The following is a 19,567-nucleotide window of genomic DNA, read 5'->3' on the forward strand; positions in this document are numbered from 1 at the left end:
GCGGCCATCCTTCGAGACGCCCGCCTACGGCGGGCCCTCAGGATGAGGTCGTGTTGCGCGGCGAGATATCAGACCCTCATGGTGAGGAGCCCGCCGAGGCGGGCGTCTCGAACCATGCAGGCCAAGAACGTTCGGCATGATGGCATTGAGAATGCGGATGCGGGCCGCCACAGCAACGGCTACTCGGCCGCATCGAGGATGGGCGCGACGGTTGCCTTGAACTCCTGCACCTGCGTCACGCTCCGGGAGCGGTAGATCAGGCAGGAGCAGCGCAGCAGCGAGGCGAAATTATTGACCTCGCCGTGATGGTCGAGCACCTCATTGTAGAGCGTGGTCAGGAACTTGCCGACGCTCATGCTCTCCTTGGCCGCGATCTCCTCCAGCGTGTCCCAGAACGCCATTTCCAGCCGGATCGAGGTGCAGTGCCCGCCGATCCGCAACGAGCGGGTCTGGGATTCGTAGTTGCGTTGGGGCTGGTGCGCGAAGAAATTGCACATGGCGTCCTCCCATCCTGTTGCCATTTTTTCACGATGCTACACCGCTGCCCGTGCCCCCACAATCAGGACGGCAGGCAGGGCGACCGCTCCGTCCCGGTTGCGCAATTTTCTCGAACGTCCAATCCCTTCAATGTGATAGGCATCCCTCTTCCCCAGCCCGCCACACGGCTGTTGCCCAACACATGCTTTTGACGCAACACGGCCTAGAATAGCGCCGTCAGCGAATCCAGATCGAAAGCCCCATGCCCGTCCGCCAGCTGCCAGAGCAAGTCGTCAACCGCATCGCCGCCGGCGAGGTGGTCGAACGTCCGGCAAGCGTGGTCAAGGAACTGGTCGAGAACGCCATCGATGCCGGTGCGAGCCGGATCGACGTCTTCACCGATGGCGGCGGGCGGCGGCGGATCGGGATCACCGACGACGGCAGCGGCATGACCGCGAAGGACCTCGCGCTCGCGGTCGAACGCCATGCCACCTCCAAGCTCGACGACGAGGACCTGCTCCAGATCCGCACGCTCGGGTTCCGCGGCGAGGCGCTGCCCTCGATCGGCTCCGTGGCGCGTCTTTCCATCACCACGCGGCACGCGAGCGAGCCGCATGCCTGGGCGCTGTCAGTCGAGGGCGGCGACAAGTCCGAGATCATGCCGGCCGCGCTGGCGCATGGCACGCGCGTCGAGGTCAACGACCTCTTCTATGCAACGCCCGCGCGGCTGAAATTCCTGAAGACCGATCGCACCGAGGCGGAGGCGATCCGCGAGGTGGTCAGGCGCCTCGCCATGGCGCGGCCCGACGTCGCCTTCACGCTCGCGGGCGAGGAGCGCGCGCCGGTGACCTGGACCGCCGCGCTGCCCGGCGCCGCCGGACGGCTGACGCGGCTCGGCGATATCCTCGGCGCAGAATTCCGCAGCCACGCCATCGAGGTCCACGCCGAGCGCGAGGGCGTCGTCATCGCCGGCTATGCCGCGGCGCCGGCGCTCACCAAGGCCAACGCGCTCGGGCAATATCTCTTCGTCAACGGCCGCCCGGTGCGCGACAAGCTGATCCTCGGCGCCGTGCGCGGGGCCTATGCCGACTATCTGCCGCGCGACCGCCATCCGGTGCTGGCGTTGTTCGTCACGCTCGATCCGCGCGAGGTCGATGCCAACGTGCATCCGGCCAAGACCGAGGTGCGCTTCCGCAATGCCGGCCTCGTGCGCGCGCTGATCGTGCACGGATTGAAGGACGCGCTCGCGCGCGAGGGCCGGCGCACGGCCGCCAACAGTGGCGAGAGCGCATTGTCCTCGTTCCGGCCCGCTTTCACGCCACGGCCTGCGAGCTGGGACTGGCGGGCTTCGCCATCCGCCCCGGTCGCGCCGATGCCGTCCTTCGAAGGTGCGGCCGCACCCGCCTTCGCCGAGCGCGCGCAGGCCGCGTTCGACGTCGGCGCACCTAGTGCGGACGTGCGGTTCGAGACGCAACCGACGGCTGACCTGGTCGACCGTCCGCTCGGCGCGGCGCGCACGCAGATCCACGAGACCTACATCGTCTCGCAGACCCGCGACGGCCTGATCATCGTCGATCAGCATGCCGCGCATGAGCGCATCGTCTACGAGCGGCTGAAGGCCTCGCTCGCCGCCAATGGCGTGCAGCGGCAGATCCTCCTGATTCCCGAGATCGTCGAGATGGACGAGGCGACAGTCGAGCGCCTGCTGGAGCGCAGCGAGGAGCTTGCGTCGTTTGGGCTGGCGATCGAATCCTTCGGCCCCGGCGCGGTCGCGGTGCGCGAGACGCCGTCGCTGCTCGGCAAGACCAATGCGGGCGGGCTGCTCCGCGATCTCTCCGAGCATATGGCCGAATGGGACGAGGCGCTGCCGCTGGAGCGCCGCCTGATGCACGTCGCCGCGACCATGGCCTGCCACGGATCGGTGCGCGCCGGCCGCCGGCTGCGGCCGGAGGAAATGAACGCCCTGCTCCGCGAGATGGAGGACACCCCGAACTCCGGCCAGTGCAATCACGGCCGGCCGACCTATGTCGAGCTGAAGCTGAGCGATGTGGAGAAGCTGTTCGGGCGGCGATGATTTCGTAGGGTGGGCAAAGCGAAGCGTGCCCACCACCTATCGCGATCGCAGAAAGTTGGTGGGCACGGCGCGTTGCGCCTTTGCCCACCCTACGGCAGCGAGACTACGGCTTCCTCAAAAACACGAACTCCGTGTCGTCATACGCCCGCCGCTCCAATTCCTCGAAACCTTCCGGCGTCACGAACTCCGCAGCCTTAGCCTCTTCCACCACGAGCAGCGCGCCCGGCGTGAGCCAGCCACCATCGCGCAAGCTCGCAAGCGCCTTCTCCGCAAATCCCTTGCCATAGGGCGGATCGAGGAACACCAGCGAGAACGGCTCGACGGGATGCGCAGGGCCGAGATCGGTCGCATCGCGGCGATAGACCTTGGTCACGCCGCCAAGGCCGAGCGTCTCGACATTGTTGCGCAACAGCGCGCGCGCTTCCGCGCCGTTGTCGACGAACAGTGTGAACTTTGCGCCGCGCGAGGACGCCTCGATGCCGAGCGCGCCGGTGCCGGCGAAGAGATCGAGCACGCGCGCATCCTCGATCGGATCGTCATAGGCGTGCACGAGGATGTTGAACACGGACTCGCGCAGGCGGTCCGCCGTGGGGCGGATGTCGCGCGAGGACGGTGAGGCGAGATTGCGCCCCTTCAAACGACCGCCGACGACGCGCAATCAGTCCTCCCGCGGCGTCAAATCGCGCTTGCCGTGATAGCCGCGCTTGGGGCGGCGCGGCGGGCCGTAGCCGTTGGCCTCGGACTCGTTGCGCTCGCGCGCTTCCTCGCTGCCGGTGCGCTGTACCAGCACACGGCGGCCCTTGCGATCGTTGATCACGTCACGCTTGCTGGCGGGCTTCTTCTCGCGTGGCGCTTCGCCGTCGGGTGAAGAAGATTTCTTCGGCACGTCGAACTGCGCGCCCGACTTCTCGATCACCTTGTCGCCGAGCTGATCACGCAGCACGCGCGACTTGATCTCCTCGACCTGGCCTTCGGGGACCTCGCCGAGCTGGAACGGTCCGTAGGACACGCGGATCAGCCGGTTCACTTCGAGCCCGAGATGGGCGCAGACGTTGCGCACCTCGCGGTTCTTGCCTTCGCGGATCGCGAACACCAGCCAGACATTGGCACCCTGATCACGCTCCAGCGTCGCCTCGATCGGGCCGTATTTGACGCCTTCGACCTCGATGCCTTCCTTCAATTGATCGAGCTGGGCCTGCGTGACGTCGCCATGGGCGCGAACGCGGTAGCGGCGCAGCCAGCCGGTGTCCGGCAGCTCGAGCGTGCGCGCGAGCCCGCCATCATTGGTGAGCAGCAGCAGGCCTTCGGTGTTGAAGTCGAGGCGGCCGATCGAGATCAGCCGCGGCAGGCCTTCGGGCAGATTGTCGAACACGGTCGGACGGCCCTCAGGGTCGTCATGCGTGGTCATCAGGCCGCGCGGCTTGTGGTAGAGGAACAGCCGCGTGCGCTCACGCTCCGGCAACGGCTTGCCGTCGACAGTGACGACATCGTTCGAGGTGATGTCGAGCGCCGGTGAATTGATGACGCGGCCGTTGACGGAGACGCGCCCCTGCGTGACCATCTCCTCGGCGTCGCGGCGCGAGGCGAGGCCCGCACGCGACAGCACTTTTGCGATACGCTCGCCGGCCTTCTTCGGCTTCGGTGCTTCGTCACGGCGCGGACGGCCCTCGAAATCCCGATCACGGTCACGATAGGCGCCGCGACCGCCGAAGGCGGGGCGCTTCTCGAAGATCCTGCTCTCATCCTCGTTTTCACGGCGCGGACGGTCGCCGAAGCGGCCTTCGTTGCGCGGATGCTCGTGCCAGTCGGAGCGGCCCTCAGAGCGCTCGCGCGGACGATTGAATTTGGGACGGTCACCGCCGCGTTCGCCATCGCCATCACGACGGGGCCGATCGAATTTCGGACGGTCGTCGCGCGGGCGATCGAACTTGGGTCGATCGAACTTGGGCCGCTCGCGGAACGGACGATCGCCGGACGCGCGATCGTCGCGCGAGCGCGAGAAACGCGGACGGTCATCGCCGCCACCCTGCCGATCGTCGCGCTTCTGCCAGGGCTTGTCTTCGCTGCGGTCGCGGCCGCCGAAATCCTTGCGCGGACCCTTGCTGAAGTCCTTGCGCGGCGGACGATCGCCACGCGGACCCGCGTCGCGCTTCTGCCACGGCTTTGAATCGCTGCGCTCGCCGCGATCGCGCGGGCGGTCGCCGAAGTCGCGCGGGCGGTCGCTGCGATCCCCACGGTCGCGCTCGCGATCCGGTGCGCCGCGCGAAAACTTCCGCTCGCCGTCGAACTTGCGTTCCGGGCGGTCGCCACGCGGCGCGTAGGGCCGCTTGTCGCCGAACTTCTTGTCACCGAACCGGCCGGCGGGACGGGAATCGTCGCGATCCCGGCTGCGCGGCGGACGGTCGTCACGGCCATAGGACGGACGATCACCACGCGGCTTGAATGGCCGCTTCTCGCCATCGCGCGAGCCGCGATCGGAGAACGGGCGGTCGCCGCGCGGCTTGAAGCTGCGCTCGCCGCGCTCCTCACCACCACGGTCGTCGCGCTTGAATTTCGGACGGTCGCTGAAATCGCGGCGCGGGGCATCGCCCTCCTCGCGGCGGCGGAACGGACGATCCCCGCGGTCGGCGCGAGGCGGACGGCTGTCGCGGTCGCCACGGGGCGGGCGGGCGTCGCCCCTGCCCTCAGGGCCGCGCTTGGCGAATTTCTTCTCAGGGCCACGCGGCTTGCCGGACCGGCCCTTGGGCGGGCCTCCCCTTGCCGGGCCTCGATCACGCCGGCCGCGGGAATCGTTGTCTTTGTCGCTGTCGCGAGGCATGAATAATCTCACTTAGGGGGTGGCCAGAAAGCATTGTGCGCGCTCGTTTCGAGCCGCATGCTCAGGCAAATCCGGTATTCACTCTTGCTGAAGGCGGAGCTACTAGCAGGTTTCTGACGATGATACGAGGCTTGAAAGCCCCCTCTTTCATGGATTTGGCGCTCAAAACGGCCGAAAATGCCGGAAAGGCGGGCGAAGTTCCGATCGGATGCGTCGTGGTCCGCAATTACGAGGTCATCGCCACCGCGGCGAACCGGACGCTGACCGATTACGACCCGACCGCCCATGCCGAGATCATTGCGCTGCGCGAGGCCGCCAAAAAGATCGGCAGCGAGCGCCTGGTCGACTGCGACCTCTACGTGACGCTGGAGCCCTGCACCATGTGTGCGGGCGCGATCTCCTTTGCAAGGGTCAGGCGGCTCTATTACGGCGCCGCCGATCCCAAGGGCGGCGCGGTCGAGTCCGGCGTGCGGTTCTTCGCTTCGCCCACCTGCCATCATGCGCCGGACGTCTATTCCGGGGTCGGCGAGAGCGAGGCGGCGCGGCTGCTCAGGGACTTCTTTCGGGAGCGGCGGTAGATTCACATATTCCGCCGTCATGCCCCGCGAAGGCGGGGCATCCAGTACGCCGCGGCCTATCGATCAACCACCACCGTCTCGGAGTACTGGATCGCCCGGTCAAGCCGGGCGATGACAGTTGTGTGTGTCGCGACAGCTTAGTTCAGCCTGCGAAGAACTCGCGCAGCGCCTTTGCGGTGGCGTCCGGGTTCTCCTCGGTGAGGAAATGGCCGGAGTCCACCGGCATGCCGTCGACGTTGGTCGCCCATTGCTTCCACGTATCGAGCGGCGTCGCGGCGGCCTGGGCGATGCCCGCGCCACCCCAGAGGGCCAGCATCGGCACCGTGATCTTCTTGCCGGCCTCGAAATCGGTCTTGTCTAGGTCGTAATCGAAATAGGCGCCGGCGCGGTAGTCCTCGCACATCGCATGCACGCGGGCGGGATCGCGGAACGGGGCGATGTAATGTTCCAGTGCGCGCTCGTCGATGGCGTCCAGCGTCTTCGACTTGGTCTGGCTCGCCATCTTGAAGCGCAGGAAGAACTCGCCATTGCCCGAGATCAGCGTCTCCGGCAGCGGCGCCGGCTGGGCGAGGAAGGTCCAGTGATAGATCTTCAGCGCGTAGGCGCGGTTCATCCGCTCCCAGTAATTATAGGTCGGCAGGATATCGAGCACCGCAAGGCGCGACAGCCGGCCGGGATGATCGAGCGCCAGCCGATACGACACCCGGCCGCCGCGGTCGTGGCCGGCAAGCGCGAAGTGGACGTGGCCGAGTTGCTCCATCGCCTCGACCATGGCCTTGGCCATCGCGCGCTTGCTGTAGGGGATGTGCTGCGCATCGCTCTCGGGCATGTCGGACCAGCCATAGCCCGGCAGATCGGCAATGATCAGCGTGAACTTGTCGGCGAGCTGCGGCGCCACGCGGTGCCACATCACGTTGGTCTCGGAGAAGCCGTGCAGCAGCAGCAGCGGCGGCCCCTTGCCGCCGACGCGGGCGAAGATGCGGCCGAAGGAGGTGTTGACCCACTCGGAGCCAAAGCCCGGATAGAGGTCGGCGAGATCGGACATCTTCTGCATCCATATCTGGTCAGTCCTGTCTGGTCAGTCCTGGGCCGCCTCAAACAAAAATGTCGAAAACAACCCCATGCACAGTAGCACGGTCGTCACCTGTGAGGGTTGCTAACCCCAACAGGCGATTGCGCAATTTTGGAATGTCGATGTGGCGGGGCGGAGGCACGCGGCAATCTTGATGCCACCATGCGTGTATTCCGGAAAAAAGCCTGTCAGCCCCGGGCCTTCTCGGCTTCCACCGCCTGCCAGCCGATGTCGCGGCGGCAGAAGCCTTCCGGCCAGTTGATGCGGTCGACGGCCTGATAGGCACGCGCCTGCGCCTCGGTCACGGTCTTGCCGAGCGCGCACACGTTGAGCACGCGGCCGCCATTGGCGAGGATCGCGCCGTCCTCCTCGACCGTGCCCGCATGGAATATCTCGGCGGTCTCGACCTTGGCGGCGTCATCGAGCCCTTCGATGCGCGTGCCCTTCTGATAGTCGCCGGGATAGCCCTTCGCCGCCATCACCACGGTGAGCGCGGAGTCCGGATGCCAGCGCAGGTCGAAGTGCTTAAGCTCCCCGTCGCAGGAGGCGAGGAACGCCGGCACGATGTCGGATATCATCCGCAGCATCAGCACCTGACACTCGGGATCGCCGAAGCGAACGTTGAACTCGAACAGCTTTGGGCCATGGGTGGTCAGCATGATCCCGGCGTAAAGTATGCCGCGGAACGGCGTGCCGCGCTGCTTCATGCCGGCGACCGTCGGCAAAATGATCTTTGCCATGATCGCATCGTGGATCGCGGGCGTGACCAGCGGCGTCGGCGAATAGGCGCCCATGCCGCCGGTGTTCGGGCCGACGTCGTGGTCGAACACCCGCTTGTGGTCCTGCGCGGAAGCGAGAGGGATGGCGGTCTCGCCGTCGCACAGCGCGAAGAAGCTGATCTCGCGGCCCGGCAGAAATTCCTCGATCACGACCTCGGCGCCGGCATCGCCAAAGGCGCCCTCGAACATCATGGCGATGGCGTCCTCGGCCTCGCGCACGGTCTTGGCGACCACGACGCCCTTGCCGGCGGCAAGGCCGTCGGCCTTGACCACAATCGGCGCACCCTGGCTCTGCACGTAGGCACGCGCATCATTGGCGTTGGTGAAGCGCTTGTAGGCGCCGGTCGGAATGCCGAATTCGGTGCACAGCGCCTTGGTGAACCCCTTGGAGCTTTCAAGCTGCGCCGCCACCCCGCTCGGCCCGAACGCCTTGATGCCGGCGGCGGTGAGGTCGTCGACGATGCCGGCGGCCAGCGGCGTCTCCGGGCCGACCACCACGAGCTCGACCGCATTCGTCTTGCAGAAGTCGATCACCGCGGCATGGTCGGCGACATCGAGCGCCACGCATTCCGCCTCCCGCGCGATGCCGGCATTGCCGGGCGCGCACCAGAACTTGGTCACCAGGGGGGAGGCTGCGATTTTCCACGCCAGGGCATGTTCGCGGCCGCCGGAACCGAGCAGGAGAATGTGCATCGAGGGCTCAGAATAAGGGGTTTGCTGGTGCCGGAGGTCGCACGAATCGCCGCGGGTCTCAAGGGGAAACGCCCCGAACTCCCCGTCATTCCGGGGGCGCGGCGAAGCCCGCTTTCCTTCTCCCCTTGCGGGAGAAGGTGGCGCGAAGCGCCGGATGAGGGGTATCTATCCACACGCATAAAAGCTCGTGGAGGCAGCCCCCTCACCCGAGTGAGCCTGCGTCCACCGGCGGAGATGCCCTCTCCCGCAAGGGGAGAGGGCACAACAATCTGCACCGCGTCAGCGACGCCCGAGAACGACAATCGCCGCTACACCTGCTTCCCCGCAATGATCTCCTGCAGCGTCGCGACATGGCGTGCGAAGGCGCCGCGGCCGGCGGCGGTGGCGGTGACCGTGGTCTGCGGTTTCTTGCCGACGAAGGCCTTGTCGACCGAGACGTAGCCCGCCTTCGCCAGCGTCTCGATGTGTGCGCCGAGATTGCCGTCGGTGGCGCCGGTGAGCTTTTTCAGCCTCGAAAATTCCAGACCTGCAGTCGCAGGCAGCGCGTTCAATGCCGCCATGATCTTGAGCCGCAGCGGCTGGTGGATGATGTCGTCGAGCTCGGCCATGCGCTAGATCCGCCGCATCCAAAGGCCGCCGAGGATCAGACCGCCGCCATTGACGAACGCCATCCAGAGCGGGAACGCCTCTCCGATGTAGAAGAACCCAATCAGTGTCAGCGCAGCGATGCCAAGACCGATCGCGACGAAGGCGTAGCCGAACCAGAGACCCGCCAGCGTATAGAACAGCATGAAGTAGAGCGGCCAGAACGCGCCGAGCTGGCGTGGACCGAAATGGCCGACGACGTTGGTGCAGAGATAGCCGAAGGCGAAGAACAGCACGAAGACCAGAACGAGCCTGACATCGAAGGCGGCACCATGCGGACGGGGTGATGGATTGAGCAACCGGATTCCGACCAGACCGCCGACGCCCAGAACGTCCACGGCAACCCAGGCGTGGACCGCGTAGACCGGCCAGAGCCAGGTCACGAGATTGCCTGCGAACACCAGGACTCCCCACCAGACCGCTGCGAGGCTTGCGAGCTCGTAGAGCTGCGATTGCTTCACGCGCTGGACGATGTCGTCGATGTCGGCCAACGCTGCAGACGCCTCCTTGCTGTCGATCATGACTGGCCTGCTCCGCGCGTTGCCACGTCCTCGGCGATTGCATTGACCGCCTTCGGGTTGGTGACCATGCCCATGTGATTGACGCCGTCGATCATCTTGACGTCGACCGACGGCTTCACCGCCTGCACGGTCTCGGCATATTTGTCCGAGATCATCATCTCGTCCTCGGCACCGCCGAAAATCGTCATCGAATGAGTCACCGCCGGAAAATCGAGGCGATAGCCGCGCGTCGCAAAGTTGCGCATCAGGCGATCGGAATAGGTCGGCACCAGGATCCGCTCCGAGTTCGGCGGCACGGCGAAGGCGAGCACTGGAAGCTGCGAACAACAGTCGATGCCGAGCTTGCGCAGCGCCGCCAGCCCGAAGTAGCGCGGAAGGTCAGCATTGGCCCAACCGCCGGCGTGCGGTTTGTTGGTCGGCGCGTCGTAGCCGAGATAGGGCGCAATCAGGACGGTGCGGACGAACAGGTCCTGCATGATCGGCGTCGCGGCAACGCGCAGCGAGAAGCCGGCGCCGGCGGAATGGCCGATCAAGGTCAGTGGCAAATCGGGCGCGCTCTTGCGGACATGGGCGACGAAGTCGACCAGATCGTCCTCGAGCTGGCCGACATAGCCGATATCACCGCGCGTGCCGGAGGCGCCGTGGCCGCGCGTATCGAGTGCCCAGGTCTCGACGCCGTGCGCGGCGAATGCTGCCGTCAGGGCATGGTTCACGGTGCCGGAGGAACCGGACGATCCATGGATGAAGATGGCGCCGCGGTCGGTGGCCGTCCCCTTCGGCGCGTAGTGCCGGAAGCCAAGCCAGGTACCGTCGCGGGCCTGGAACCGCTCCAGCGGCGGGAGGGTGGACCAGTCGATCCCCTTGGCGGAGTCCGAGACTGAGCGCATCTCCGCAGGTCGTTCCAGCGGCGTCGCGATCAGGGCGGTGAGCAGCAGCGCGACTGCGCCAACCGCGCACAGGCCCCATTTCAACAGGCTTAGAGAACCCCGCAGCAGCCGCATCGCCATCGCAAACTCCCTCGAACTGATCATCGATAGAGAACTCTATATTACAGAGTACTCTTCATATCAATCCCCGGATTGGCGCTGCGCCGCGAAAATCCTTAACGTCGGGTCTGACCCCAAAATGCCGAATCGTTTGCCGATGCCGCCTGCGGAACCACTGCTCAACGCCCCCGAATTCACCGTCTCCGAGCTCTCGCAGTCCCTGAAGCGGACGGTCGAGGACGCCTTTGGCCATGTCCGGGTCCGCGGCGAGATTTCCGGTTTCCGCGGCGCCCACTCCTCCGGCCACTGCTATTTCGCGCTCAAGGACGAGAGCGCCAAGATCGAGGCGGTGATCTGGAAGGGCGTGCACGGGCGGATGCGCTTCAAGCCCCAGGAAGGGCTCGAGGTCATCGCCACCGGCAAGCTCACGACCTATCCGGGCTCCTCAAAATACCAGATCGTGATCGAGGCGCTGGAGCCGGCTGGCATCGGCGCGCTGATGGCGCTGATGGAGGAGCGCAAGAAGAAGCTCGCCGCCGAGGGCCTGTTCGACGAGGCGCGCAAGCAGTTGCTGCCCTGGCTGCCGGAGGTGATCGGCGTGGTGACCTCGCCGACCGGCGCCGTCATCCGTGACATCCTGCATCGGCTTGAGGACCGCTTTCCCCGCCACGTGCTGGTGTGGCCGGTCAAGGTGCAGGGCGAAGGCTCGGCCGAGCAGGTCGCAGCCGCGATCCGCGGCTTCAATGCGCTGCCCGAGGGCGGCAAGATTCCGCGGCCCGATGTGCTGATCGTGGCACGCGGCGGCGGCTCGCTGGAGGACCTCTGGTCGTTCAACGAGGAGATCGTGGTGCGGGCGGCAGCCGAGAGCATGATCCCGCTGATCTCGGCGGTCGGGCACGAGACCGACATCACGCTGATCGACTTCGTCGCCGACAAGCGCGCGCCGACGCCGACGGCAGCGGCCGAGATGGCGGTGCCGGTGCGCAGCGACTTGTTCGTCGAGGTCGCCGATCTCGCGCGGCGCACCCGCGCCTATTGGCAGCGTGCCCATGAGAGCCGCCGCAGCGAGCTGCGCGCCGCCGCGCGCGCCCTGCCCGCGGCGGGCGATCTGCTCGCAATCCCGCGGCAACGGCTGGATTCGGCGGGCGCGTCGCTACCCCGCGGCCTCAAGGCCAACACGCATGCGCATTTCCGCCGGTTTACCGCGGCGAGCGCAAAGCTGACGCTGCGGGTGCTGCACGGGCAGATTTCGCAGGCCGATCACCGCCTCACCGTGTGCGGCGAGCGGCTCGGCCTGTCCGCGCGCTCGCTGCTGCGGCAACGGCGCGACCGTTTCGCCGGGCTGGAGGTGCGCTTGCGCGCCTCGAAACTTTCGAATGCACAGGCGCAGCGCAACGCAATTGCCCGCCAGCGCGAGCGCACGCATCGTCTGGCCGAACGCGCCAACCGCGCGCTTGTCACGCTGTTGCAGCGATTGGATGCCCGCATCGAGAACAGCGGCAAGCTGCTCTCGGCGTTGTCGTATCGCGGCGTGCTCGCCCGCGGCTTTGCTCTGGTACGGGACGAGGCCGGCCATCCCTTGCATTCGGCCGACGCGATTGGTCCCGGCGCACGCGTCGAGATCGAGTTTGCGGACGGCCGTGTCGGTGCGACGGCGGATGCGGATCGTGCAGTTCCGACGGCAAAGCGTGCGTTGGCGCAAGCAAAGCCGGCCGCGCAAGACGCAAAACCGGCGCCGAAGCGCGTGGCGAAGCCGGTGGATCAGGGCAATTTGTTCTGAGGCGCGAGGGCGGCGTTCCGCCCTCGGTGTCATTCCCCGCGCAGGCGGGGAATCCAGTACGCCGCGGCTTCTCGGTGACTCACGGACGTCTCGGAGTGCTGGATCGCCCGGTCAAGCCGGGCGACGACACCGACTGTGTGGTGCACGCATGCAGCCCCAACCACGTCATTGCAGCCCGTCCTACCGGCAGGACAATCCCGCGTCGATCGTGGTCCAGAAGCCGCAATGTTCCGGCGCGATCATCGGCGCGCCGGCGTGGGCTTCGAACAGGAAGATCGCGACGGTGAAGACGATCAGTGCGGATGAGAACAGGACGAAGCGGTTGCGCATGAGGACTGCGTTTAATCGACATCGTGGTCGAACTAAGGCGCCGTCACCTGCTGAAACCGCCGCGACACGCGATACGTAGATTCACGGTCGGCCATACTCCGTGCAGGGCGGTGGTCGATGCGGGGCTGTCCGCCAGATTTGTTCCTCGGGCGGCCCCGCTTCCGCCTTCGCTCTATCGAGCTACGGCGGGACAAGCCCGCTCCATCCGGGCTACAGGACCGCCCTCACCGCGCCAGCCACTCCGCGACTTCCCGCTGCGACTCCGCGCGCGCCTCTGCGTCCGTGCCGAGATGGCCGTGCTCGGGCGCGGCGGCGTCGGTGGTACCGGCAGCTGCATGCAGCGGCGTATTGGCGCGGTCGAAATCGTGATAGGCGCCGGGATAGACCACGATGCGCGTGAGCGCGCTGCGGCCGCGCGCACCATCGACCATCTGGCGGCAGGCCGGCGGCGACGAGACGTCGTCATTGGCGCCGATCAGCACCAGGGTCGGCACCCGCGCGCTCCAGCCGAGGCCGGCGGAGATCCGGCAATCCGGATAGAACGCGATCGCCGCGCGAAAATCCGGCCCGGCTTCGCGCGCGGCGCTCTGCGGACGCACCGCCCAGAGCAGCGCGCTGGCACCGTTGGCCCAGCCGATCAGGCTGACGCGGTCGCGCGCGACCCAACTCTGCTTCATCAGCCAGGCGCGCGAGGCCGCGATGTCGGCGACGCGCTCGCGACGTGCCTTGATGTGCATCTCCTTGACGCGGCATTGCGGCCCAAGCGCGCGCGAGCCGTAGCTGTCGGGCAGCAGCACGGCATTGCCGGCCTTCAGCAATTGCAGCGCCCAGTCGCGATAGCGCGGCAGCACCGATTCTGAATGATTGCCGAGGCCGCCGCAGCCGTGCAGCGCGATCACGGTCGGAAACGGCCCCTCGCCTTCGGGCTTGTAGAGCTGCCCATGCAGGATTCCGGACGACAGCGGAATGTCGACCTGCTGCGGCGCCGGCGCGGCGTGCGCGGCCGACATCAGCAGCATCAGGAACAGGGCGGTCAGTCGAAGGCGCATCGGATTCTGCCGTGGAAGATGCCGGAACCGGCCATCCCTCGCGCGAAGCACTATCATGCGGAAACGGCGGCAAAACATCACAAACCGGTGGGTTTACCGGGCGGACAAGCCACCCTATCTATGCTAAATCCCGTCCAACACATCGTGCCCTCCAGGGTTTTCCACGGAGAGGCCTTCCACGGAGACTTTCGACCGTGCTGAACAAGTTCGGCCCCTCGGGCCATGGCGAAGCGCAGGTGCAATATCTCGACGGCGATTTCCGCGTGATCTCGCCGGGGACCTTCGTGCGCTGCGCGATCACCGACACGCGGATACCGCTCGACGAATTGAAGTACTGGAGCGTGGACCTGCAAGAGGCCTACGCCACGCCCGCCGCCGTGCTGCAGCGGCATTTCCCCGGCGCGCTGAAGCCGCAGCCGTGAGGCCGCGCCTGCGCTTCTATTGCTGTTCAGTGGCATCTCCGCCCACGCAGGTCTTGATGAAGGTCTTCCTGGGCTCGCCGACGACCTTCTGATCGATCGCCTGCTTGAGGCAATCGACCCGCGCCTGCGCCATGCAGAGCTGCATCTGGTCGCGCTTGTCCTGGCCCTTCAGGCTTTGCGTCGTCGCAAGACATGTGACGCGCTTGGTCGCGGGGACTGGCACCGTGCTGGTTGGAGCAGCGGGAGCCGTCGTCGGCGCCGTCTGCGCAAACACGGGCGCAATGATCAGACACACAAGACTGGCAGCGACGGCTGCGGATGGCAGTTTCATCGGATTCTCCTGATCGTCTGGAACCGATAGGCGTCTTGCGATGAATGTCGGCTGAATGGCAGGCTGCTGCAGGGTGAGCAAAGTGTAGCTGTCCTGCCGGCATCGCACGAGCGGCACAGCCTTTCGCGCAGCATGAGGATGGAGACGATGTTCGTGCGCACCTGAACTGCAGGCCTTACCGCCGAAATGATCTCCGTCGTGCCGATCTGCGTTGCATCGAATCGCGCTTGCACTCCGTGGTAAGTCACTTCGCGCTGTAGTTGGATTTTTCGCTGCGGTTCGGCGCCCTCAAGTTGTTTGACGAAGTCTTGGTGAAACAGAGCGCTGCTAAAGTGCGCGTTAGGTAATTAGCCCTGCTGCTTTGCCGCACAGACCATCAAGTCAACCAAACGACCATTGAGCTTTGGAATTGATGCAGTCTGTGAACGGGCTCACATCGGAAGAGCCATCTGACGGGCTACGATCACCTCGAAAATTCGCGGTGGATACTTTTTAAATCGAAAGTCAACGATGGGGGTGATCATGCCCACCATACTAGACATGCTCTATCGTGAATATTGCCGCGCCCGCCTCGCTGAAATGCGGAAACAGCTTCTGATCATAGCTCAACGCTCTGAAGCTTCCGAAGCGCATCATCATCTTGCGGATCAGGGTGACGATGAGAGGACGGACGCACAACGCAAGACCGGTCGCGGCGTGCCGCATTGAAGCGGCCCGAGACCGGCGAACTCTCCCGCGTAGCAGTGACCAAGCAATTGGCGGCAGTTTGGGAGCAAGCGATGAATACACCCGAATGCTATACTGTCATGGTGGCCTGCGTCTCGTGCCTGACCATCATCGGAATGATGGCTGTTGGAGCCTGGTGAGGGGACTGACCGCTGAGCCGGGATTGCATGCCCTTGACGGGTCCGCTGGCAAGCACGTTCAGTCGGACCTGTGGCGCCGGACACAGCACGCGCCCTCCGCATCGTCCGTCGATAGACGCCGGAAGGCCTTCGCCTCGCCTCAGCGCGCAGACCTGCTTTTTGCTGTGAGGTAAGCGTTGCCGCCGCCCGATACGATTGCGGCGGCATCGCTTGAGATCCGGATGTCAGCCTCCGGGCGGACTATACGAAGAGCGCAGCTTCGCCGCGTTCTGGCGGACCTGCTTGATCTCGTCCTGCGTGAACAGCCGGGTCAGTTTCACGTTCTGCAGGGTGCCCACCGTGACGGTCAGACCGGAGATGGCCGGAGCCGTGCTCGGATCAGGCACATCGAAAATCACCAGAACGCCCGGACCGTCGGCAGCAACGCTGTACATCGAAATCAGCTTGCCGCCGGCCGCTTCAATGAGTTTTGTCGCCGCCTCCTGGCGATTGATCGTGGGGTTTTCCAAAATGGCGTTGAGAGCGCGTGGTGTATATTGTCCAGTGAGGCAAAAATGCATGGCATGTTCTCCTCTGAGCTTTTGGCAATAACTCTCCGGCCGTTCCGAACTGATCGTAACGGTCTCGCATCTGAAATGATGATGGTACGTTGCCCGCCGTGGGCATAAACGCCGCCGATGATTGCCGGGAGTTCGGCACGTCCCGGTGACGGCTCTCATGCGAGGCTACATCAACTCCCGAACGTGCGGAAGACAATTCATCCGCCGCGACATGTCGCCCCGGTCAATTGTCGCATATCGCATGGCGCGCGGTGTTGGGCTACGGCGGAGCGCTTTGCCCACGCCAAGAAATCATCAAGACATCATCGCCTGCCGAACCGCCGCTCGCGCGCCCTGTAGAGATGATCGCTGATCAATTGCCGGAGCGCTGCCGGATCATCGAATTCGAGCTGCACCGCGAACGGCACGATGCCGTCGGGCACGCCCTCGCGGCCGCGCAGGCGCGCAAGATCCTTTTCCGTCGTCACCAGCGTGAGCTGCTCGCGCTGCGCCTCCGCTGCGAGCGCCGCGATCTCGTTCTGCGAAAACATGTGGTGATCGGCAAAGGGGCGCGTGCGCGCGACCTCGATGCCGCAGGCACGCAAGCTGCGGAAGAAACGCGCGGGATCGCCGATGCCGGCGAACGCAAAGACTCGTTTGCCGAGGAGTTGCGCGACCGAGGCCGCATCCGGCTTCAGGCGCGCGCGCAGCTCCGGCTTGTTGCGCTTCGCAAGCTCCGCCGCGACATCGTTGGCGGCATGGCCATTGCCGATCAGCACCAGCGCATCGGTGCGCGCGAGCTGCGCCTTCAGCGGCGCGCGCAAGGGACCGGCCGGAAACACCTTGCCGTTGCCGAGGCCGCGCTCGCTGTCGATCACGATCAGGGAGGCGTCCTTCAGCAGGCGCGGGTTCTGGAAACCGTCGTCCATCAGGACCACGGTCGCGCCCCGCGACTTCGCGAGCGCAACGCCTTCGAGACGGTCGTGCGCGACCACGACAGGAACGTCGCGCACCATCATCAGCGGCTCGTCGCCGATGTCGGAAGCGGTGTGACGCTCGCGATCGACCATGACCGGACCCTTGAGGCGCCCGCCATAACCGCGGCTGAGCACCACCGGCGTCTCGCCGAGCTCGCGCAACAGCTTTGTCAATGCGAGCACGGTCGGCGTCTTGCCGGCGCCGCCGACATGGTAGTTGCCGACGCAGATCACGGGGATGCCGGCGTCAAAGCCCTGGCGCAGCATGCGCCGTTCGGTGATCGCGCCATAGAGCAAGCCCAACGGCCGTAACGCATGAGACTTGAAGGAACGCGGCCGGTACCAGAAGGCCGGCTCACGCATTGGCGGCCCCCATCTCGATGGTAAGCTGCAACAGATAGGGCTCGAGCGCCGTCATGGTGCGATTAAGCGCACCGCCGAGCTCCTCGACCACGCCTGCGCCGGCGCGCTGCATCCCGTCGCGCACGGCGGCATCGGCCAGCAACTGGCCGAGCTGCTTGACCAGCGCCTCCTGTGTGTCGGCCTGGCGCGCGCCGCCGCTGCCGTCGAGCGCCTCGTAGACATCGGCGAAGTTGAAGACGTGCGGACCATGGACGATCGCGGCGCCGAGCTTGATCGCCTCGATCGGATTCTGGCCGCCATGGCGGATCAGCGATCCGCCCATGAACACGACCGGCGATAGGCGGTAGAACAGGCCGAGCTCGCCCATGGTGTCGGCGACATAGACGTCGGTCGCGGCCGTCGGCAATTCCTCGCGCGAGCGCAACGCCGGCTTCAGGCCCGACGCCGTGATCAGGCCCGCGATCGAGGTGCCGCGATCCGGATGCCGCGGCACGATCACGGTCAGAAGCTGCGGGAAGAAACCGACGAGGCTGCGATGCGCCGCGACCAGCATCTCGTCCTCGCCCGGATGGGTCGAGGCCGCGACGATGATCGGGCGGCCGCGCGTTATCGCCATCAGCCGCTCGAGCTTGGCGGGATCGGCCGGCGGCGCGGCCACGTCGAGCTTGAGATTGCCCGTGGTGACCACGTCGCGGCCGCCGAGCGCGGAGAAACGTTCAGCATCGGTCTTCGATTGCGCCAGGCAGATGTCGAACCGCGACAGCAGCGCCGAGATGGTGCCGTACATCCGCCGCCAGCGCGGGAAGGAGCGCGGTGACATCCGCCCGTTGATCAGCACCATCGGCAGGCGGCGCGCGGCGCCCGCCAGGATCAGGTTCGGCCACAAATCGGATTCGATGAACAGCGCCAACGACGGCTTCCAGTGATCGAGGAAGCGCGCGACATAGCGCGGGGAATCATACGGCACGTATTGATGGATGACGTCGGGCGGAAAGCGCTTTGCGACGACGGCGGCGGAGGTGACGGTGCCCGAGGTGAGCAGGATGCGCAGATTGAGGTCGCGCAGGCGCTCGATCAGCGCGGCTGCGGCGAGCACCTCACCGACGCTGGCGCCGTGAATCCAGACCAGGGGGCCGTGCGGACGCACGTCCCGGGACAGGCCCCGCCGCTCGCCGACGCGGGCGGGATCCTCCTTGCCCTGCTTCAGCCGCCGCTTGATCAGCGCCGGCGCAAGCGGCACCAGGCCCGAGGCCAGGCGCCGGTACATCCGCAGCGTTATCGGCAGCGAATTAGCCATCTTGGGGCCCCGGACGGCCGAGTTGCGCGTATGCGCGGCGGGTCGCCTCGTTCAAGGTCTCTTCCAGCTCCAGCCGCAGCGCTTCCATGGTGGCGGCGTCGGCATCCGGCGGCACGTGGATTTCCTTGATGCCGACCAATGCGCCCCGCCCGAACGGCAGGTTGATGGTGGTGCGGTCCCAGTTCTTGAGCCGGATGAAGCGGCTGGTCGCCATCGCGAAAGGCATGATCGGCCGCCCCGATTCCCGTGCCAGCATGATGATGCCGAGCCCGGCCACGCGCGAGCGCTTGGGGACATCGGCGGTCAGCGCGACATTACAACCGTCCTGGAGCGTGTGCACCATTTCCCTGAACGCGCCCACCCCGCCCTTGCGGTGGAAGGCGCCGCCGTGGTCACCGGAACCACGGATGAGGCCGATGCCGAGCCGCTCGACGGCGATCGCGTTGAACTCGCCGTCGCGATGCCGCGAGATCAGGACCTTGGCCCGGTAGGACTCCTTGGTCTTGATGAAGGGCGTGAGGAAATGCTGGCCGTGCCAGAAGGCGAAGATCGCGGGGATCTGCGGCTCGACGATGTCATAGACGTCAGGCGGATCGAACGTGAATTTGTTGGTCCGCCAGACCAGGCGCAGATATTCGGCCGCCAGAACCCCGACGGCACGCTGAAACCAGCTGCTTCGCAGCGTATTGCGAAGCAGTTTTTTCAACGCGCCGGTTCTTGATTCGGGTCGAGCAACCGATGGAGATGGACGATGAAGTAGCGCATCTGCGCGTTGTCGACCGTGCTCTGCGCCTTGGCGCGCCAGGCGACGTGAGCGGACGCATAGTTCGGATAGAGGCCGACGACCTCGACGTCATCGAGGTTCTTGAAGGTGTTGTGCTCGAGATCGAGCAGTTCGCCGCCGATGACGAGATGCAGCAATTGTTGCGGGGCACTATCTGGCATGGGTTCTGTTCCTAACGGGCTGCCC

The 19,567-nt window shown here is 65.9% G+C and carries 21 protein-coding genes; 5 read left to right on the top strand and 16 right to left on the bottom strand.

From position 1 onward, the window contains the following. Positions 1-179: 179 nt before the first annotated feature. Entirely contained in the window at positions 180-497 is a 318-nt protein-coding gene (locus AB7531_RS38005) for a ribbon-helix-helix domain-containing protein (RefSeq protein WP_063985598.1), read from the bottom strand. Between the two features lie 242 nt (positions 498-739). On the opposite strand from AB7531_RS38005, the gene mutL reads away from it, so the two are divergent. Then, positions 740-2,551, top strand: coding sequence for a DNA mismatch repair endonuclease MutL (gene mutL, locus AB7531_RS38010; protein ID WP_063985599.1), 1,812 nt, complete (start codon positions 740-742; stop codon positions 2,549-2,551). Positions 2,552-2,654: 103 nt separating this feature from the next. On the opposite strand, the gene rsmD is transcribed toward mutL, so the two are convergent. Then, on the bottom strand, positions 2,655-3,209 hold the full coding sequence (rsmD, locus tag AB7531_RS38015) for a 16S rRNA (guanine(966)-N(2))-methyltransferase RsmD (protein ID WP_063985600.1): 555 nt from the start codon (positions 3,207-3,209) through the stop codon (positions 2,655-2,657). Further along, the gene (locus AB7531_RS38020; RefSeq protein ID WP_231143639.1) at positions 3,210-5,369 is read right to left on the bottom strand and encodes a pseudouridine synthase; all 2,160 of its coding nucleotides are present in this window, start codon (positions 5,367-5,369) and stop codon (positions 3,210-3,212) included. 119 nt (positions 5,370-5,488) lie between these two features. Here AB7531_RS38020 and AB7531_RS38025 point away from each other — a divergent pair, with 119 nt between their 5' ends. Further along, the gene (locus AB7531_RS38025) at positions 5,489-5,947 is read left to right on the top strand and encodes a nucleoside deaminase (protein WP_038945284.1); all 459 of its coding nucleotides are present in this window, start codon (positions 5,489-5,491) and stop codon (positions 5,945-5,947) included. A 142-nt stretch (positions 5,948-6,089) separates the two neighbouring features. Here AB7531_RS38025 and AB7531_RS38030 read toward each other — a convergent pair whose 3' ends face one another. The 5 genes from AB7531_RS38030 to AB7531_RS38050 form a co-directional block, all read right to left on the bottom strand. Next, positions 6,090-6,992, bottom strand: a complete 903-nt coding sequence (locus tag AB7531_RS38030) for an alpha/beta fold hydrolase (RefSeq protein ID WP_063986702.1) — start codon at positions 6,990-6,992, stop codon at positions 6,090-6,092. A gap of 215 nt (positions 6,993-7,207) precedes the next feature. After that, positions 7,208-8,491 carry a phosphoribosylamine--glycine ligase gene (gene purD, locus AB7531_RS38035; protein ID WP_063985602.1) on the bottom strand — a complete coding sequence of 428 codons (1,284 nt, stop codon included), beginning with the start codon at positions 8,489-8,491 and terminating at the stop codon, positions 7,208-7,210. 308 nt (positions 8,492-8,799) lie between these two features. Next, a complete protein-coding gene (locus tag AB7531_RS38040; RefSeq protein WP_063985603.1) occupies positions 8,800-9,099 on the bottom strand; it encodes a winged helix-turn-helix domain-containing protein in 300 nt (99 codons plus the stop codon). A gap of 3 nt (positions 9,100-9,102) precedes the next feature. Then, complete coding sequence (locus AB7531_RS38045) at positions 9,103-9,657, bottom strand: hypothetical protein (protein WP_063985604.1); 555 nt, start codon at positions 9,655-9,657, stop codon at positions 9,103-9,105. Further along, entirely contained in the window at positions 9,654-10,664 is a 1,011-nt protein-coding gene (locus tag AB7531_RS38050) for an alpha/beta hydrolase (RefSeq protein WP_063985605.1), read from the bottom strand. The genes AB7531_RS38045 and AB7531_RS38050 overlap by 4 nt, the downstream gene beginning before the upstream one ends. A gap of 118 nt (positions 10,665-10,782) precedes the next feature. Between AB7531_RS38050 and xseA the strand changes: the two genes are divergently transcribed. Further along, the gene (xseA, locus tag AB7531_RS38055; RefSeq protein ID WP_084795308.1) at positions 10,783-12,423 is read left to right on the top strand and encodes an exodeoxyribonuclease VII large subunit; all 1,641 of its coding nucleotides are present in this window, start codon (positions 10,783-10,785) and stop codon (positions 12,421-12,423) included. Positions 12,424-12,603: 180 nt separating this feature from the next. Here the strand turns inward: xseA and AB7531_RS38060 are convergent, their stop codons facing one another. Both AB7531_RS38060 and AB7531_RS38065 read right to left on the bottom strand, forming a co-directional pair. Next, positions 12,604-12,753 carry a hypothetical protein gene (locus AB7531_RS38060; protein ID WP_008130160.1) on the bottom strand — a complete coding sequence of 50 codons (150 nt, stop codon included), beginning with the start codon at positions 12,751-12,753 and terminating at the stop codon, positions 12,604-12,606. A 224-nt stretch (positions 12,754-12,977) separates the two neighbouring features. Further along, positions 12,978-13,802 (bottom strand): dienelactone hydrolase family protein, encoded by an 825-nt coding sequence (locus AB7531_RS38065; protein ID WP_441280252.1) that lies wholly within the window; start codon positions 13,800-13,802, stop codon positions 12,978-12,980. Positions 13,803-13,996: 194 nt separating this feature from the next. Between AB7531_RS38065 and AB7531_RS38070 the strand changes: the two genes are divergently transcribed. Continuing rightward, entirely contained in the window at positions 13,997-14,224 is a 228-nt protein-coding gene (locus AB7531_RS38070) for a DUF2093 domain-containing protein (RefSeq protein ID WP_014491939.1), read from the top strand. Positions 14,225-14,240: 16 nt separating this feature from the next. Here AB7531_RS38070 and AB7531_RS38075 read toward each other — a convergent pair whose 3' ends face one another. Further along, positions 14,241-14,555, bottom strand: coding sequence for a hypothetical protein (locus tag AB7531_RS38075; protein ID WP_063986703.1), 315 nt, complete (start codon positions 14,553-14,555; stop codon positions 14,241-14,243). Between the two features lie 510 nt (positions 14,556-15,065). Between AB7531_RS38075 and AB7531_RS38080 the strand changes: the two genes are divergently transcribed. Then, positions 15,066-15,263 (top strand): hypothetical protein, encoded by a 198-nt coding sequence (locus AB7531_RS38080; protein ID WP_223153847.1) that lies wholly within the window; start codon positions 15,066-15,068, stop codon positions 15,261-15,263. Between the two features lie 382 nt (positions 15,264-15,645). Here the strand turns inward: AB7531_RS38080 and AB7531_RS38085 are convergent, their stop codons facing one another. The 5 genes from AB7531_RS38085 to AB7531_RS38105 all read right to left on the bottom strand — a co-directional run bounded on the left by AB7531_RS38085 (position 15,646) and on the right by AB7531_RS38105 (position 19,542). Continuing rightward, the gene (locus AB7531_RS38085) at positions 15,646-15,981 is read right to left on the bottom strand and encodes a GYD domain-containing protein (protein WP_063985608.1); all 336 of its coding nucleotides are present in this window, start codon (positions 15,979-15,981) and stop codon (positions 15,646-15,648) included. 302 nt (positions 15,982-16,283) lie between these two features. After that, entirely contained in the window at positions 16,284-17,300 is a 1,017-nt protein-coding gene (lpxK, locus tag AB7531_RS38090) for a tetraacyldisaccharide 4'-kinase (RefSeq protein ID WP_231143640.1), read from the bottom strand. Further along, positions 17,293-18,597, bottom strand: coding sequence for a 3-deoxy-D-manno-octulosonic acid transferase (locus AB7531_RS38095; protein WP_063985610.1), 1,305 nt, complete (start codon positions 18,595-18,597; stop codon positions 17,293-17,295). Before AB7531_RS38095 ends, lpxK begins: the two co-directional genes overlap by 8 nt. Further along, complete coding sequence (locus tag AB7531_RS38100) at positions 18,590-19,303, bottom strand: lysophospholipid acyltransferase family protein (protein ID WP_063985611.1); 714 nt, start codon at positions 19,301-19,303, stop codon at positions 18,590-18,592. Before AB7531_RS38100 ends, AB7531_RS38095 begins: the two co-directional genes overlap by 8 nt. Further along, positions 19,300-19,542, bottom strand: coding sequence for a DUF4170 domain-containing protein (locus AB7531_RS38105; protein ID WP_063985612.1), 243 nt, complete (start codon positions 19,540-19,542; stop codon positions 19,300-19,302). Before AB7531_RS38105 ends, AB7531_RS38100 begins: the two co-directional genes overlap by 4 nt. Positions 19,543-19,567 lie beyond the last annotated feature (25 nt).

The organism is Bradyrhizobium sp. 63_E2_N1_3 (assembly GCF_052076005.1).
Taxonomy (GTDB): Bacteria; Pseudomonadota; Alphaproteobacteria; order Rhizobiales; family Xanthobacteraceae; genus Bradyrhizobium; species Bradyrhizobium barranii.

Bases quoted from the DNA above. Each gene is read 5' to 3' on its own strand.
- AB7531_RS38005 (WP_063985598.1), bottom strand. From the start codon at position 497: ATGTGCAATTTCTTCGCGCACCAGCCCCAACGCAACTACGAATCCCAG.
- mutL (WP_063985599.1), top strand. From the start codon at position 740: ATGCCCGTCCGCCAGCTGCCAGAGCAAGTCGTCAACCGCATCGCCGCC.
- AB7531_RS38020 (WP_231143639.1), bottom strand. From the start codon at position 5,369: ATGCCTCGCGACAGCGACAAAGACAACGATTCCCGCGGCCGGCGTGAT.
- AB7531_RS38025 (WP_038945284.1), top strand. From the start codon at position 5,489: ATGATACGAGGCTTGAAAGCCCCCTCTTTCATGGATTTGGCGCTCAAA.
- AB7531_RS38030 (WP_063986702.1), bottom strand. From the start codon at position 6,992: ATGTCCGATCTCGCCGACCTCTATCCGGGCTTTGGCTCCGAGTGGGTC.
- purD (WP_063985602.1), bottom strand. From the start codon at position 8,491: ATGCACATTCTCCTGCTCGGTTCCGGCGGCCGCGAACATGCCCTGGCG.
- AB7531_RS38040 (WP_063985603.1), bottom strand. From the start codon at position 9,099: ATGGCCGAGCTCGACGACATCATCCACCAGCCGCTGCGGCTCAAGATC.
- AB7531_RS38045 (WP_063985604.1), bottom strand. From the start codon at position 9,657: ATGATCGACAGCAAGGAGGCGTCTGCAGCGTTGGCCGACATCGACGAC.
- AB7531_RS38050 (WP_063985605.1), bottom strand. From the start codon at position 10,664: ATGGCGATGCGGCTGCTGCGGGGTTCTCTAAGCCTGTTGAAATGGGGC.
- xseA (WP_084795308.1), top strand. From the start codon at position 10,783: ATGCCGAATCGTTTGCCGATGCCGCCTGCGGAACCACTGCTCAACGCC.
- AB7531_RS38060 (WP_008130160.1), bottom strand. From the start codon at position 12,753: ATGCGCAACCGCTTCGTCCTGTTCTCATCCGCACTGATCGTCTTCACC.
- AB7531_RS38065 (WP_441280252.1), bottom strand. From the start codon at position 13,802: ATGCGCCTTCGACTGACCGCCCTGTTCCTGATGCTGCTGATGTCGGCC.
- AB7531_RS38075 (WP_063986703.1), bottom strand. From the start codon at position 14,555: ATGAAACTGCCATCCGCAGCCGTCGCTGCCAGTCTTGTGTGTCTGATC.
- AB7531_RS38080 (WP_223153847.1), top strand. From the start codon at position 15,066: ATGGGGGTGATCATGCCCACCATACTAGACATGCTCTATCGTGAATAT.
- AB7531_RS38085 (WP_063985608.1), bottom strand. From the start codon at position 15,981: ATGCATTTTTGCCTCACTGGACAATATACACCACGCGCTCTCAACGCC.
- lpxK (WP_231143640.1), bottom strand. From the start codon at position 17,300: ATGCGTGAGCCGGCCTTCTGGTACCGGCCGCGTTCCTTCAAGTCTCAT.
- AB7531_RS38095 (WP_063985610.1), bottom strand. From the start codon at position 18,597: ATGGCTAATTCGCTGCCGATAACGCTGCGGATGTACCGGCGCCTGGCC.
- AB7531_RS38105 (WP_063985612.1), bottom strand. From the start codon at position 19,542: ATGCCAGATAGTGCCCCGCAACAATTGCTGCATCTCGTCATCGGCGGC.